We start from the raw sequence: 15,388 nt of genomic DNA, 5'->3' as shown, positions 1-15,388 counted from the left end.
GCTCAACGGGATCCGTGCGATGTGAAAGGCTTGAAAGAGCGTGCGGCCTCGGCCAATAGTGGCGCATCCATGCGTCGGCGGCCGTTTGCCGCTCGCAGCGCTCATATCAGCCTTTCGGCGAGGAAGACCAGTCATGAAGCCCATCTTCGTTCAGCTCCAATGCGCACCCGGCAAGACCTATGAGGTGGCGGACGCCATCTACAAGACCGAACTGGTTTCGGAGCTTTATTCTACCAGCGGCGAATATGACCTGCTGTTGAAGATCTATCTGGAGCCGGAGCATGATGTGGGCAAATTCATCAATGACAATATCGTCAATATTCCGGGCATCGTGCGCTCGCTGACGACGCTGACGTTTACGGCGTTCTGAGAAGGGGTTGGCTTGTCGGAAGCCTCTGGATGCCCGTGAAGCCTTGAGGGAGAGGAGAGCTTCAATATTCATCCCTCATTCCTGTTCCCCGGATCAAGTCCGAGGATGTCACAGGAATCCAGCCAGACCAAGTCCTTAGTCTAAAAAGAAGTTCCCTCGCCGCGCAGACACGCGGCGGCTAGATTCCTGTGACATCCTCGGACTTGATCCGGGGAACAGGAATGAGGGGTGGACGAGAAGGCGAAAACCTCTCGGTCGTCATCCTCGGGCTTGACCCGAGGATCCACCACCCCACCCGTAAACGTTTGAAAACGTGGATCCTCGGGTCAGGCCGGAGGATGACGGGGAGGAGAGGTTGAACCTCACCACAGCCTCGTGCGGAGGTGGACGTCTCGCGGTTTGTGATGGAGGAAATGGCCGAAGAGCTTATTCGGCGTCGTATGCTGTGGCTGAAAAAGACTGGCTGAAAATCAAAAGGCGATGCCGGGTTAAACGGGCATCGCCTTTATCGTTTTTGAAATGGGGTGTCGTAACAGACTGAGGATGGGCTCAAACCAGCGCTGCCACGTTACGATTGCGCACGAGGTTGCGAATGGCGGCGCGCACGTCTTCGGCGCTGTCGAAGCGTTGCTCGTCCAGATCGTGGACGTGGAACTTGACCGCGATGAACTTCAGCCGGTTGTTGTCCGGAACGACGATGCCGACAGGTTCGCCAGCGAATTCGATAACTTGCTTTTGCATACTACATACTCCCGCTGTGGCTTGATCACACAGCATAAATGTCGAATTGAATTTCAGGATTTGGGGGACTTAAAAAGTCACCACATTCGACAGCAGCGGGAACACATGGATTTGTGCCCGGCATTCGAGATCCGATGACCTAGGATCGCGGCAATGCGCGTATATTTCGACATGACACTCTCCTTTGCTCGTGTTGACCCGGAATACCGGAGAATCACTCTCCAGTTGAATCACTGATATCCCGGATTTGCCTCGGAATCAATGATTATCAATATAGGTAGAATATTTTTCTTTATGATGACAGGACGGGGGCGGAAATGTGAAATTTTTGTTTATCCGGCTTGGTTGCGTCAAAGCGCTGGAGCTGCCGAAGATCTCGTGCCTGTCTTAATTTGCCGATGGCGGGTAGAGGTGATCGTTTCCGTTGAAATCGGAGACGGCGTAACAACCCTCGGCCTGTTTCGTCGCCGCATTCTGACCGATGACGGCTTTTCCGTGGCCGCCTGGAATATCCAGCACATAGGTCGGCTGGCAAAGACCCGAGACATGGCCGCGCAAGGCGGAGACGATCCGCTGGCCTTCCTCGATGCTCAGCCGGAAATGGCTGGTGCCAGGCGCGAGATCGGGGTGGTGCAGATAATAGGGTTTGATGCGGTTTTCGACGAAGCTGCGCACCAGCTCTGCCAGCACGGCGGGATCGTCATTGATGCCCTTCAACAGCACCGTCTGGCTGACCATGGCAATGCCGGCATCGACCAGTCTCGCGCAGGCGGCCTTCGCCCCATCCGTCATCTCCCGTGGGTGGTTGGCGTGCAGCGCCACATAGGTGGTCTTGCCGCTGGCCTTGAGTGCGGCAATCAAGTCGGCATCGATCTTCTGCGGATCGACCACCGGCACGCGGGTGTGGAAGCGCACGATCTTCACATGCGGGATCGCGCTCAAGCCCTCCATGATCGTCAGCAGACGGCGGGGTGAGAGGACCAGCGGATCTCCACCGGTGAGAATCACTTCCCAGATCTGCGGGCGGGAGCGGATATAGTCGAAGGCGACGGAGAGCTCATCCGGGCTCATCATGCCATTGCCCTGCGGGCCCACCATTTCGCGGCGGAAGCAGAAGCGGCAATAGACCGGGCAGACATGCACGGCCTTCAGCAACACCCGGTCGGGATAGCGATGGACGATGCCGGGCACAGGGCTATGCGCCTCATCGCCGATCGGATCGGCGCGTTCCTCGTTCGTCTGGTAAAGCTCGGCCTCATCCGGGATGAACTGCAGGCCGATTGGATCTTGAGGATCGGCGGGATCGATCAGCTGGGCCACCGTCGGCGTCAACGCCACGGCATAACGTTCCGCCACCGGGCGCACGCGCTCCAGCGCGGCCTGATCGATCAAGCCGGCCTCGTAGAGATCGTCCGGCGATTTCAGCGCGCGTGTTGTCATGATCCATAGGCCGCGACGGGCGCCCACATGACAAGGTCAATTCTCGGCGCGCCGGTTGCCAGCATCACCAGCCGGTCGAAACCAAGCGCGATACCGCTGGCTGGCGGCATGATGGTCAGCGCTGCCAGAAGCTCTTCATCGATCGGGTAGGTCTCGCCATAGATGCGGCTCTTTTCCTGCATTTCGATCTTGAAGCGGCGGCGCTGCTCGTCGGCATCGGTCAACTCGCCAAAGGCATTGGCAAGCTCCACGCCGCAGGCGTAAAGCTCGAAGCGTTCGGCCACGCGAGCATCGCGCGGCGAACGGCGGGCAAGGGCTGCTTCGCTGACGGGGTACTCATCGAGGATGGTGGCGCGGCCGAAGCCCAGCTCCGGCTCCACCTTCTCGACGATGATGCGGCTGAAGATATCGGCCCAGCTATCATCCTCTGCAGTGCGGATGCCGGCGGCCTTCGCCAGCCGGTCCAGATGATCGCGGTCGTTCTCGCCATCGGCCGACACTGTCGCCAGTAGGTCGATTGATGCATAGCGCTGGAAGGCCTCGGCGACGCTGAGCCGCTCGGGCGCAAGAAACGGGTCCATTTCGCCGCCGCGATAGGCAAAGCGTTTGGTCTTCGTCGTCTCGGCAGCGAGCGCCAGAAGATCGGCGCTGTCGGCCATCAGGCTCTCATAGGTCTCGCCCGCGCGGTACCATTCCAGCATGGTGAATTCCGGATGGTGCAGCGGCCCGCGCTCGCGGTTGCGATAGACATGGGCGAAGCAGGCAATGCGCGTCTCGCCCGCGGCCAGCAGCTTCTTGCAGGCAAATTCCGGCGATGTGTGCAGGTAAAGAGGCGCGTTCTCGCCGCTCGTCGTAATACCGGTGGTGGCGAAGGCGTGCAGATGCGCTTCGTTTCCGGGCGAAATCTGCAAGGTGGCGGTATCGACCTCGATGAAATCGCGATCGGCAAAGAAGGAGCGGAAGGCGCGCTGGATGGCATTGCGGCCCATCAGGAAGGGACGGCGATCCATATGGACGTCCGGCTGCCACCAGGATGAGGTTTTCTCTGCGCGCGTGCTCATCTGCCCGTCTGTCCGCTGTCTCTTTTGACCAGGGCGTGTCTCAACGCCTGCTAATCCGCTGGTTGAATGTCCGTTTCGGCGACACCCGTTTGAAAACCATATGACAGTTTTCGCTTCGCGTGTCTGAAAGGCTGGCAATTCTCCCGGAATTAAGGTAGTTGCGCCCCAGAAAACAGACAAAACGTCCATCGGGTCAGTGCAGCCGCGCCGTCCTTACGACGCATTTCATTGAGTTACAAGGAAATCATATGGTCAAGGTTATCGCCTCATCCGTCCGCAAGGGCAATGTTCTCGAAGTCGAGGGCAAGCTCTATGTCGTTCTCACGGCCAATAACTTCCACCCCGGCAAGGGCACGCCCGTGACCCAGGTGGACATGCGCCGCATCGTCGACGGCGTGAAGGTATCCGAGCGCTGGCGCACGACCGAGCAGGTCGAACGCGCTTTCGTCGAAGACCTGAACTTCCAGTTCCTCTATGAGGATGGCGAAGGCTTCCACTTCATGAACCCGGAAAACTACGACCAGGTGGTCGTCGATGCCGAAACCATGGGCGACCAGAAGGCCTATCTCCAGGAAGGCATGACCTGCGTCCTCTCCATCCACGAAGGCATTCCGCTCGCCATCGAGCTGCCGCGCCACGTGACGCTGGAAATTGTCGAGACCGAGCCGGTCGTCAAGGGCCAGACGGCATCGTCCTCCTACAAGCCCGCGATCCTCTCCAACGGCATCCGCACCATGGTCCCGCCGCATATCGACGCTGGCATCCGCGTCGTCATCGCCACGGAAGACAACTCCTACGTCGAGCGCGCCAAGAACTAAGCGCGAGCAGGTGTTTGCGATTGAGAAGCCTCGGAGCGATCCGGGGCTTTTTTGTTGTGCGGCACGCGTTTTCCGCGGCAAGCGCCACCTCAGCGGATGGCGTCGGACAAGAGATTATGCGCCCGACGCCGGGCCGGTTCAGCCAGCGTTGACGAGGGTGTCGTAGACGGCAGTTTCCATCTCCAGGAAACCGCCGACGGATGCGGGGTCGGCGAAGGGGAATATCTGTGTCGCCCAGAATCCCCCGATACCGTTCTTACGGTCGATCCAGTAGTAAAGGTTGGCCAGTCCAGCCCAGGCAAGAGAACCTGCGGGGCGTCCGGTTGGGGCATCTTCGTCATTGATCATAAAGGTCAAACCCCAGCTTTTGGGCATGCCAGGGAAGAACTCCGCGTAGTTCGACAGTGACGGGATGACACCTGGCAGGCCTTTGATTTTCATCTCGCCGAGACCGTTGCGCGCCGCCATTGCCACCGTCTCCGGCTTGAGTACGCGACCGTTTCGACCATCACCGTCGTTGAGCCACATGCGGATGAATTTGGCGTAATCGAGTGCGGTGGAATGAAGGCCGTGGCCGCCCATATGCACTTGCGGGTCCTGATCGAGCATGAAGTCATCAAGCGGTTTCAGATGGCCCGTTTCGTCGCGCTGGTGCATGGTGACATAACGCTCTCGCATAGAGGGCGTCATGGTGAAGGCAGTGTCGTTCATTTCAAGACGGTCGAAAACACCTTCCTTCATCAACTGCCCCAGGCGCTTGCCCGTGATGCCTTCGCACACCTGCCCGGCCCAGTCGATGTTGGTGCCGTATTCCCAGTCGGTGCCAGGATCGAACAGCATCGGGGTTTTCAGCGAGGCGTGCGACGCCGTGATCACACTCGGCTGACCATGCTCCTGAGCCAGACGATTATAGGTCTCGTTGAAGAAGTCGTAGGCGAAACCACCTTGATGCAAGAGCAATTGGCGGGTGGTGACATCCGAACGGGGCGCACGCAGGATGGGGTTGTGCTCTGCGTCGAAGCCTTCGATCACCTGCAACTCGCCGATGGCGGGGGCGTATTCCCTTGCAGGCGCGTCGAGATCCAGCTGACCGCTTTCCACAAGCTGCAAGCAGACCGTACCGGTAATGGCCTTCGTGGTGGAAAAGATGGCGCAGACACTGTCCGGCGTCATGTCAGTGTCTCCTCCCAACCGGCGCTTACCGGCCGCACCTTCATAGATCGTTCCGCTCCTGTCGGTTACGGTGGCGGCAACGCCTGGAACGCCCGGCGTGGAGTCGACGGCCTTTTGTAAAACGCCGTCGAGAATGGATTTCAGTTGATCAGCCATATGAGTTCTCCTCCTCCTCATCCGCGTCCACTCGTGACACGGTCCAGCCAAGCGTAATCCCTATCGCTTGGCCGCAATGTCGGATTTCAGCAGATCCTATCGGAAATCGGCAGATTTGCTGTCCTGCCTATCAGGGCTCGTCCGGCGGGTGGATGGGTCTGATCAACCCTTCCGGCGAAATGGGCGTAGCAGGCAAGGGAATGATTGAGGCAGTCGCTAAAGCCTATCGCGATGTTTCAAACTCGCGTTCCACGCTTTCGTTCTTTGTTTTATCGTATATCCTTATTGTCAAACCGCTGAACACTTTGCGCGATATGCTTTGGGAGGAGCTGATGCTGGAAAGTGCTTTACTCTATGACGCCCAGGGGCGGCCGATCAGGCAGGAACACAAGGTCGCCTCGCATGATTGGGACGAGATCAAGGATTGGTCCAAAGGCGTCTACATGCCTTATGAGGTGTCGCCTATCGGTGCGGCCAGCAGCCCTGATTCGACGATGCGCTCGGCCAAGGTGGGGCGAATAACCATGACCCGTTTCGCCTATGGCATCCCAGTCAACATCAAGGATTGGGACATGGACTCGGGCAATGCCGTGGTGCTGACGACGGTGGGCGGCAAGGCGCGGCACCGGACGGTGGGGCACGAGGCGGTCGAAACGGGCTATGGCGAGAGCTTCGTCGTGGATTGCTCACGGACCGATTACTACGTCGATTTCAACCCCGACCACCTCCAGGTCAATCTGACCATCCCTCATGCCGTGCTCGAACAGGTTTGTTTCGACACATTCGGGCATATCCCCGACAACAGGCTCTGGCAGTTCAAGACCGGCTTGGGCGGGCGCAATTCGAGTTGGATGGCGCTCATGGAATATGTGGCCCGCAGCATTGCCGAAGCGCCCGACAGAATTGCCCGCAGCCACATCGGGCGGCATCTGGAGCAGATGGTCTGCCTGCACCTGCTGAACGAATGGGCCAACCGCGCGGGATATGACTTGGACAATCCAGTGAATACCCTGGCGCCCGGTGTGGTTCGCCGAGCCGAAGAGTTCATGGCTGAACATGCGCGCGGCGATCTGCCTGCCATGCCCGAAGTCGCGCGCGCCGCAGGTGTCAGTTTGCGCGGCCTCACCGACGCGTTCCAGCGGTTTCGCGGTTACACACCCAGCCAGTTCCTGCGCGAACAGAGATTGCAAGGCGTGAGGCAGGCGCTTCTGCAATGCGGTACTGGCCTAAACGTCAGCAGCATCGCTGCCGACTATGGCTATATCCATATGGGAGAGTTTGCGAAGGCCTATCGCAAACGTTTCGGGGAGCTGCCTTCCGAAACACTCAAACGGTGATTTCTGAGGGGAATCGCTTTTCGGAAAGCATAAGGCGCGGATCAAAGAAGATAGAGCGTCCTTTGTGCGCCCAATAGGACGCTAGGCGCTCTAAACAAAAATCCCGCAGCCGAGGCCGCGGGATCTCAAAAGCACCGGAATGGTGAAGCTCTTACATGCCCTTCGGCACGTTGGACGCAACCTTGACGGCTGCGACCGAGTTCGGTGATCCGACGGCATAGCCGCCGCCGAGCGCGACGCTGAGTGCGACGTAATCCTGTGCAGCCTGCTGAACGGCGGTTGCCAGGTTGGCTTGCGCGTCGGAGACGTTGCGCTGGGCGTCGAGAACGTCGAGCAGCGAGGATGCGCCGTCGCGGTAGCTGGCGGTCGCGAGCGAGAGGGCTTCCTTGTAGGAATCAACCGTCTTGCGATAGGCGTTGACCGTCTGCTGGTCGCGGTTGAGCGCCGTCAGAGCGTTTTCGACTTCTTCCACGGCGTTCAGCACTGTGGACTTCCAGGCGAGGTACTGTTCGCGGGCAACCGACTTCTGGATGTCGACGCCCGCACGCAGCGCGCCACCGTCGAGGATCGGCAAGGTGATGGTCGGACCGAAGCCCCAGCCATTCGAGGTACCGCGTGCGCCGCCGCTGATGCGGGTGTAGCTCGGGGTGATCGAACCGCTGAGCGTAATGCTCGGGAAGAGCTGCGCTTCGGCAACGCCGATATTGGCAACGGCTGCGGCCAGCTGACGCTCGGCGGCGCGGATATCCGGACGGTTGCGGATGAGGTCGGCAGGGATGCCGGTGCGCGGAATGGCGCGCGCGACAGGCTGGCGTGCGCCGCGCTGCAACTCGACCACCAGCGAATCAGCCGGCATGCCGAGAAGGGTGGCGATGCGGTGGGCTGCACGGCGGTAATTGGTTTCAAGCGTCGGCATCTGCGCCAGCGTCGAGTTGACCAGACCTTCGGACTGGACGACATCGAGACGCGAAGCAGCACCGGCTTCCAGCTGCAGCTTGGTCAGATCCAGCGTCTCGCGGCGAGACCCGAGGTTCTGGCGGGCAATCGCCAGACGTTCCTGATAGTAGCGCACGTCGATATAGGCAGACGCTACGGAAGAGATCAGCGTCAGGCGCTGAACGTCAGCCGTTGCGTAGGCTGCATCGAGCGACGCGGCAGCGCTTTCCTTTTCGCGGCGGTAGCGACCGAAGAGGTCCAGCAGCCAGGACACGTTGAAGGCGTTGCTGGTGGTGTTGGACGTTCTGTTGCCGGAAGAGGAGGGGAGGCTGCCGCCGCTACCCTGCGTCTCATGGCGGAAGGTCGAGCCAAGCTGCGGCAGCGAACCCGCGCCGGCGACCGTGATGTTCGATTCGGCCTGGTTGATACGCTCGATGGCCTGCAGAACGGTGAGGTTCTGCGACAGGCCGGTCGAGACATAACCGTTCAGGCGGCTATCATTGAATGCTGTCCACCATGCGACCGTGGCAATGTCGCCATTGCTGGTCTTGCTGCCTTCGGAGAACTTGGCTGGCAATTGGGTTTCCGGCGCCTTGTGGTCAGGGCCGACGACGCAGCCTGAAAGCAGGAGCAGCGTCAGAGGAATGGTCGCACGAAGTGACAGCATATGGTTATCCCGGTTTGTGTAGCGCACTGGGCGCTCCTCAGTGGAAGCGAGCGTCGCGTTGCCGTGTGCCGAAGGAGGGGCAGCTTTCGAATCTGCCATACTTCTATCAGCCTCGATTTGCATTGCTAGCATATTTCAACGGTTGTTAACGTTTAGAAAGCCGCCTGATGATCACGAAGAAGGACGGTACGAAGAAAATTCCGAGCAGTGTTGCAGAAAGCATACCACCCAATACCCCAATACCGATCGCATTCTGCGCCGCAGAGCCTGCACCGCTTGCAATGGCGAGTGGCACGACGCCCAGAATGAAGGCGAGCGATGTCATGATAATGGGGCGAAGGCGCAGTTTTGCCGCTTCCAGCGTGGCATCGAGCAAGCTCAATCCATGTTCCTGCCTCTCCTTTGCAAACTCCACGATAAGGATGGCGTTCTTGGCTGCCAGACCGATCGTGGTCAGCAGACCCACCTTGAAATAGACGTCGTTGGACTGGCCGAAGACATGCGCGGCGGTGACCGCACCCAGCACGCCCACCGGCACGGCCAGAATGACCGAGAAGGGGATCGACCAGCTTTCGTAAAGAGCCGCAAGGCAGAGGAAGACGATCAGGACCGAGAGCGCATAGAGCATCGGCGCCTGCGAGCCGGACAGCCGTTCCTGATAGGAAATGCCCTGCCAGGCCACGGTGTAGCCACCGGGCAAGCTGGCGGTCAGCCGCTCCATCTCGTTCATCGCATCACCGGAGGCAACGCCTGGGCCAGCGGCACCATCGAGCGAAATGGCGCTGGTGCCGTTGAAGCGCGCAAGGGTCGGTGCGGCATTCTCCCAGCTGATCGTGCTGAAGGAGGAGAAGGGCACCATCTCGCCGCTGGTATTGCGGGCATACCAGTGCTTCAGATCGTCCGGCTGCATGCGGTAAGGTGCGTCACCTTGCACATAGACCGGTTTCAATTCGCCATTCAGCGTGAAGTCGTTGACATCGCGACCGGCAAAGATGGTCGACAGCATCAGGTTCACCGAGGCAAGGTCGACGCCCATGGCGCCCATCTTCTCCTTGTCGAGATTGATCTTCATCTGCGATTCGGCATCGCGGCTGTTGGAGCGCAGCGAGCTGATATTCGGATTGCTGCTGGCGAGCTGGATCAGTTCCTTCGAGGCGTTGGTCAGTGCTGCGGTGCCGTTGCGGCCGCTATCCACCAGATACATGGAAAAGCCGCTGGAGGTGCCGAGGCCCTGGATCGCGGGGGGAAGAAGCGGGAAGACCTGCGCATCACGGAACGAAAGGAACGTGCCCATGGCGCGCTGCACGATGGCTGCGGCATGTGCTTCCGGTGCGCTGCGCTCCGTGAAGTCCTTGAGCTTTGTGAAGACCATGGCGTTGTTCTGGCCCGAGCCGCCGAAGCTGAAGCCCAGCACGCCGAAGACGGATTCGACATTGGCGGCTTCCTTCTCGCGGAAATAGCTTTCCACCTGCTTCACCACCTCGTTGGTGCGCTCCGTCGTGGCGCCTGTCGGCAACTGCACGATGGTCAACAGCACGCCCTGGTCTTCCTGCGGAAGAAAGGAGCTTGGAAGGCGGGTGAAGAACCAGGCGCAACCGCCAACCACGATGAGGAACAGAATGGTGACGCGAACCGGGCGCTTCAGCAGATGGCCGATGCTGCCGACATAGCCATCGGTGGTGCGGCCGAAATTGCGGTTGAACCAGGCCGCCGGGCCGCGTTCCTTCTTGGCGTGGACCGGCTTCAACATCGTGGCGCAGAGCGCCGGTGTCAGCACGATGGCGACGACAGCAGAGAGCAGCATTGCCGACACGATGGTGATGGAGAACTGACGGTAGATGATACCCGTCGAACCGCCGAAGAAAGCCATGGGAATGAAGACCGCAGTCAACACAAGCGCGATGCCGATGATCGCACCGGTGATTTCGCCCATCGACTTTTCCGTCGCCTCGACCGGAGAGAGACCTTCCTCCGACATGATGCGCTCGACGTTTTCGACGACGACGATCGCGTCATCCACCAGAAGACCGATGGCAAGCACCATGGCGAACATGGTGAGCGTATTAATCGAATAACCGGTCAGTGCCAGGACACCGAAGGTGCCGAGCAGAACCACGGGCACGGCGATCATCGGAATGAAAGTGGCGCGCAGGTTCTGCAGGAAGACGAGCAGAACGACGAAGACCAGCACGATGGCTTCAATCAGCGTGTGGACGACCTTTTCGATCGAGAGCTTGACGAAGGGTGTCGTGTCATAGGGATACTCGATCACCACGCCTTCCGGTAGCGAGCCCGCGACGCTGGTCAGCGCATCCTTGACGCGGGCTGCCGTATCGAGCGCGTTGGCGCCAGTCGCAAGGTTCACCGCAAAGCCGGCGGACGGGCGACCGTTGGAGCGGGAATCCCCGCCATAGCTTTCCTGGCCGATTTCCACGCGTGCCACATCGCTGAGGCGAACCGTGGCGCCGTCCTTTTCGACCTTCAAGATGATGGATTCGAAATCGGAAACCGTGGTCAGCTGGCTTTGCGCCGTGACAGTGACGTTCAGCTGCTGGCCCTTGACCGCAGGCTGTGCGCCGAGCGAACCGACCGAGACCTGGGTGTTCTGGCTTTCGATCGCGCTCGTCACGTCGGCGGTCGTCAACTGATACTTGTTCAGCTTGTAGGGATCGAGCCACACACGCATGGCGTATTCGGAGCCGAAGACGTTGATGCTGCCGACACCTTCCAGGCGCTTGATCTGGTCTTCGACGCGGGTGGAGAAGACGTCGCCCAGATTGGCCGAGGTCCGCTTGCCGTCGGTGGAGATCAGCGCGCCGACCATCAGGATCGACGAGGTCGAGCGGCTGACTTCGATGCCCTGCTGCTGCACCACATCGGGAAGCTGCGACTGGACAAGCTGAAGCTTGTTCTGCACCTGGACCTGGGCAATATCCGGCATGATGCTGGTGCCGAAGGTGAGTGTGACGGTCGCGCTGCCGGTGGAGGACGTCGACGTCATATAGGTGAGATCGTCGAGGCCGGTCATTCCGTCTTCGATGATGGTCGTCACCGATTTTTCCACGGTCTCCGCACTCGCACCATTATAGGAGGCGCTGATGCGCACCGTCGTCGGGGCGATATCCGGATATTGCGAAATCGACAGGGTGAAGATCGCCAAGACGCCGCCAAGCATGATGACGATGGCAATGACCCAGGCAAAGACAGGGCGCTTGATAAAGAAATGAGCCATCTGGACTGCGCCTTATGTGAATTGAACAGTTGAGCCGGACATGGGGGTCATGCCGACTTACTTGGCAGGCGCAGCAGGTTGAGCCTGCTTTTGCGGAACCACCATACCGCGGTCGTCGATGGTGGCTTCGACAGGCGCAATCGTCGCGCCATCGGTGATCCACTGGAAGCCGTCGACGATCAGCTTATCGCCGTCCTTGACGTTTTCCGTCACCAGCCACGCATTGCCGGACTGACGGCTGGTGGGAAAGGTGCGTGTCTCGACCTTGTTCTCCGCGCCGACGAACTTTGCGGTCAGCTCGCCATTGGCATTTCGCGTTGCCGCTCTCTGGGGAATGAGGAAGCCCTTTTCCTTGCCGATGGCGAGCGTGGCGCGCACATACATGCCTGGCAGAATGAGATCGTTCGGATTGTCAAAAAGAGCGCGGATAGAAAAGGTGCCGGTGGTTTCGCTGACGGCCTTGTCGGACATGTCGATCTTGCCGTCCTGCTTGTATTCCGTGCCGTCTTCCAGCGTCAGGTGAATGCCGGCCTTTTTCTCGCCGCTGCCGATGGTGCCGGCTGCGATCGCATCGCGCAGGCGCAGCAGATTGGCGCTCGATTCGATCAGGTCGATATAGATGGGGTCGATGCGGCGAAGCGTCGTCAGCGCCGTCGTCTGGTTGGCGGTCACCACATTGCCGACGGTGACGTTGGTGAAGGAGACGATGCCGTCGAATGGCGCACGCACCTTGGTCAGGTCGAGATTGATCTGCGCCGTCTCAAGCGCTGCGCGTGCCTGCGCCACATCGGCCTGTGCCTGGGCAAGCGTGGTTCGGGCATTTTCCAATTCGATCTGCGTCGCACCGCTGTTGACGAGGCGCTCGTAGCGCACGAAGTTCGCCTGGGCCGCGGGAATGCTCGCTTCCGCCTTGGCAAGGGTCGCCTTGGCCTGCGCGACTTCCGCCCCATAGGTATCGTCATCGATCTGATAGAGAACGGTGCCCTGCTTGACCTCGCTGCCTTCCTTATAGGGAATCTCGCGGATGATGCCCGACACGCGCGGGCGGATATCGGCGCTCTGATAGGCGCTGGCCCGACCGGGCAGTACGGTGGTCAGCGGGCTTTCGCTCTCCTTCAGCGTGATGACGCTGACGGGCGAGGGCGGGCGCTTGGCCTGCTGGGCGCCGGCATCCTTGCCATCGCCGCTATCGCTGCAGCCCGAAAGGACGCCTGCCATGAGAACCGTTGCTAGAAGGGCTTGAAGGCGTCGGGTCATCAATTTTCTCATATTGGAGTATGAAGGAATAGGGCTGCGGTCGATCGATCTTTTAAAAATACGTCAGCCGCTCGGGTCGTGCAAAGCGGCATTTTACTTCATCTCGTTCAAAGGCCTGGACGACGCGCATATACCGTCAAATCAGGGCAAGACTGAAAATGCTGGAAGTGACGTAAATTTAAAACCGTCACTTTTCAAGAGCGTATTTCAGCGAACGGTCAATCAGCATAACCACATCCTCGCATCGTGTTGCCAAAATGCCAACATCTTCGCGGGAAATCAGCAAAGGATGCAGAACACAGGAGAGCACGGTCAATGCGAGTCCGGCTTCCTTGATTGGGTCTGCCGCGCGGTAGATACCCTGTTTGATGCCATCGCCAATAATGGTGGCGAATTGCTGCGTCAGCACCTGATGGTAATGGGCGCCGCAGGAGAGCTCGCGCTTCGAGGTCTGCAGGAAGACGTCGATCATGTAGGGATTGTCGGTCAGGTCGTTGCGATGGTTTTGCATCAGCGTGCGAACCAGCGTCAGCATCCGATCGTGCGGCGTGTGGGTATCGTCGAGAAGATGCATCTTCTCTTTGAACACGCCGATGCGTTGGAGCATGATGGCATCGACCAAGGCGATCTTGGAATGAAAGTGCTTGAACACGTTGGCCGGTGACATGCCAAGGGCCGCAGCGATATCGGCGATGGCGACGGCCGAGAAGCCCCGCTCACGGAACAGCCGGTCGGTCATTGCCAGAATATCGCGGCGGGTTTCCTCGCCGGAACGCCGCGGGCGGGTGGCTTTCTTCACCACCGCCTCGCTGATCTTTTTCGAATTGCTATCGGCAACCTTGGTCACAGTCAGGCTCCGGGGAAATAAGGCTCCAGGTTCCGTCTCACTCTGTCGAGCGGTGATGCCTCTTCGTTATTGGGCTTGAAGGTCTGCCCGGTAATGCGCTCATAGGCCTCCATATAGACACGAGACGTTTGCAGAACCAGTTCCTCCGGGATTTGCGGAATCTCATCCTTATAGGGATCGCAGCGCTCGGCAACCCAGGCGCGGACGAAATCCTTGTCGAAGCTGACCGGGCGTGCACCCGTCTCGAAGGCATGCTGATAGCTGTCTGCCATCCAGTAGCGGCTGCTATCGGGCGTGTGGATCTCGTCGGCCAGAATGATCGTGCCGTTTTCGTCGGTGCCGAACTCATATTTTGTGTCGACCAGAATGAGGCCGCGTTTGGCCGCAACCTCCTGGCCGCGCTTGAAGAGCGCCAGCGCATAGGTGGAGAGCGTCTGCCACTGCTCTTCGGTCAGAAGCTTCTTCTCGACGATCTCGGCTGGCGTCAGCGGCTCGTCATGCCCGCCATCGAATTCCTTGCTGGTGGGCGTGATGATCGGCTCGGGCAGTTCCTGGTTGTCCTTCATGCCCTCGGGGAAGGTCACGCCATACATGCTGCGCTCACCCTTCTTATAGAGAGTGAGGATGGAGGTGCCGGTCGTGCCTGCCAGATAACCGCGAACGACGATCTCGACGGGCAGGATGGTGAGCCGCTTGCCGATGACGACATTCGGGTCGGGATAGGAGACGACGTGGTTGGGGCAGATGTCCTTGGTCTCTTCGAACCAGTAATGCGCGGTTTCGGTCAGCACCTGTCCCTTATAGGGAATACAGGTGAGGATCCGGTCGAAAGCGCTCAGCCTGTCGGTCGAGATGATGATCCGGTTGCCGTCCGGAAGATCGTAATTCTCGCGGACCTTGCCACGATAATAGTTGGGAAGTTCAGGGATGACGGCTTCTTTCAGGATACGCACGGGCTTTCCTATCTCTGCAAATATCGCTGGACGGGCCATAGTCGATGGCGCGACGGTAAAACAACCCTATCCGATGTTGGGAAATCGGAAAATAGAGAGGTCGAAGTTTGGGGATTTGGGAGCTCCCGTTGCGTGAGGTCGAAATTACATATTTGAAACAGCGACTTACAAGAAATATGGATTTTGTTGAAAAACCTCTGTTGACTTGTTTGGGGTGTGTCTCTTATAAGTCCGCTCACTGACGAGGGCGGCGGCGCTGCTGGCGACGAAGTCCTTTGTTCTAGAGAAAATCGGAAAAGATGAGCGAATGCTTGTTGCTCTTGGGTCTTGGAGGCTTGAGGGGTTTGATTTTTTGACACTTGATTGGTGTCTGTTTTTTGACAATTGAATATGAGAAGAA

The 15,388-nt window shown here is 59.1% G+C and carries 13 protein-coding genes; 3 read left to right on the top strand and 10 right to left on the bottom strand.

From position 1 onward, the window contains the following. The first annotated feature begins 133 nt into the window (after positions 1-133). The gene (locus EYC79_RS00070; RefSeq protein ID WP_062424823.1) at positions 134-370 is read left to right on the top strand and encodes an Lrp/AsnC family transcriptional regulator; all 237 of its coding nucleotides are present in this window, start codon (positions 134-136) and stop codon (positions 368-370) included. A gap of 549 nt (positions 371-919) precedes the next feature. Here the strand turns inward: EYC79_RS00070 and EYC79_RS00065 are convergent. From EYC79_RS00065 to epmA, 3 genes are all read right to left on the bottom strand, one after another. After that, positions 920-1,111, bottom strand: coding sequence for a hypothetical protein (locus EYC79_RS00065; protein WP_130976808.1), 192 nt, complete (start codon positions 1,109-1,111; stop codon positions 920-922). A gap of 387 nt (positions 1,112-1,498) precedes the next feature. Further along, positions 1,499-2,551: a lysine-2,3-aminomutase-like protein gene (locus EYC79_RS00060; protein ID WP_130976807.1), complete on the bottom strand. Its 1,053-nt coding sequence runs from the start codon at positions 2,549-2,551 to the stop codon at positions 1,499-1,501. After that, a complete protein-coding gene (epmA, locus tag EYC79_RS00055) occupies positions 2,548-3,612 on the bottom strand; it encodes an EF-P lysine aminoacylase EpmA (RefSeq protein ID WP_130976806.1) in 1,065 nt (354 codons plus the stop codon). The genes EYC79_RS00060 and epmA overlap by 4 nt, the downstream gene beginning before the upstream one ends. A gap of 248 nt (positions 3,613-3,860) precedes the next feature. On the opposite strand from epmA, the gene efp reads away from it, so the two are divergent. Next, positions 3,861-4,430, top strand: coding sequence for an elongation factor P (gene efp, locus EYC79_RS00050; RefSeq protein WP_130976805.1), 570 nt, complete (start codon positions 3,861-3,863; stop codon positions 4,428-4,430). Between the two features lie 138 nt (positions 4,431-4,568). On the opposite strand, the gene acmB is transcribed toward efp, so the two are convergent. Continuing rightward, positions 4,569-5,759, bottom strand: coding sequence for a methyl acetate hydrolase AcmB (gene acmB / locus EYC79_RS00045; protein WP_130976804.1), 1,191 nt, complete (start codon positions 5,757-5,759; stop codon positions 4,569-4,571). Positions 5,760-5,911: 152 nt separating this feature from the next. On the opposite strand from acmB, the gene EYC79_RS00040 reads away from it, so the two are divergent. Next, positions 5,912-7,096: an AraC family transcriptional regulator gene (locus EYC79_RS00040; RefSeq protein ID WP_245495148.1), complete on the top strand. Its 1,185-nt coding sequence runs from the start codon at positions 5,912-5,914 to the stop codon at positions 7,094-7,096. A gap of 151 nt (positions 7,097-7,247) precedes the next feature. Here EYC79_RS00040 and EYC79_RS00035 read toward each other — a convergent pair whose 3' ends face one another. From EYC79_RS00035 to EYC79_RS23585, 6 genes are all read right to left on the bottom strand, one after another. Further along, on the bottom strand, positions 7,248-8,699 hold the full coding sequence (locus EYC79_RS00035; protein ID WP_130976803.1) for an efflux transporter outer membrane subunit: 1,452 nt from the start codon (positions 8,697-8,699) through the stop codon (positions 7,248-7,250). Between the two features lie 145 nt (positions 8,700-8,844). Continuing rightward, positions 8,845-11,931 (bottom strand): efflux RND transporter permease subunit, encoded by a 3,087-nt coding sequence (locus tag EYC79_RS00030; RefSeq protein WP_130976802.1) that lies wholly within the window; start codon positions 11,929-11,931, stop codon positions 8,845-8,847. A gap of 57 nt (positions 11,932-11,988) precedes the next feature. Beyond that, positions 11,989-13,188 carry an efflux RND transporter periplasmic adaptor subunit gene (locus tag EYC79_RS00025; protein ID WP_130976801.1) on the bottom strand — a complete coding sequence of 400 codons (1,200 nt, stop codon included), beginning with the start codon at positions 13,186-13,188 and terminating at the stop codon, positions 11,989-11,991. 187 nt (positions 13,189-13,375) lie between these two features. Beyond that, complete coding sequence (locus EYC79_RS00020; protein ID WP_207774079.1) at positions 13,376-14,035, bottom strand: TetR family transcriptional regulator; 660 nt, start codon at positions 14,033-14,035, stop codon at positions 13,376-13,378. A gap of 2 nt (positions 14,036-14,037) precedes the next feature. Then, complete coding sequence (locus EYC79_RS00015) at positions 14,038-14,988, bottom strand: phosphoribosylaminoimidazolesuccinocarboxamide synthase (RefSeq protein ID WP_062444250.1); 951 nt, start codon at positions 14,986-14,988, stop codon at positions 14,038-14,040. Positions 14,989-15,153: 165 nt separating this feature from the next. After that, positions 15,154-15,388: hypothetical protein (locus EYC79_RS23585; RefSeq protein ID WP_205654269.1), on the bottom strand; the 235-nt coding region annotated here is incomplete at its 5' end.

Origin of the sequence: Agrobacterium cavarae (assembly GCF_004310285.1) — a bacterium.
Lineage (GTDB): Bacteria > Pseudomonadota > Alphaproteobacteria > Rhizobiales > Rhizobiaceae > Agrobacterium > Agrobacterium cavarae.
This window is presented reverse-complemented; position numbering and strand designations above follow the sequence as displayed.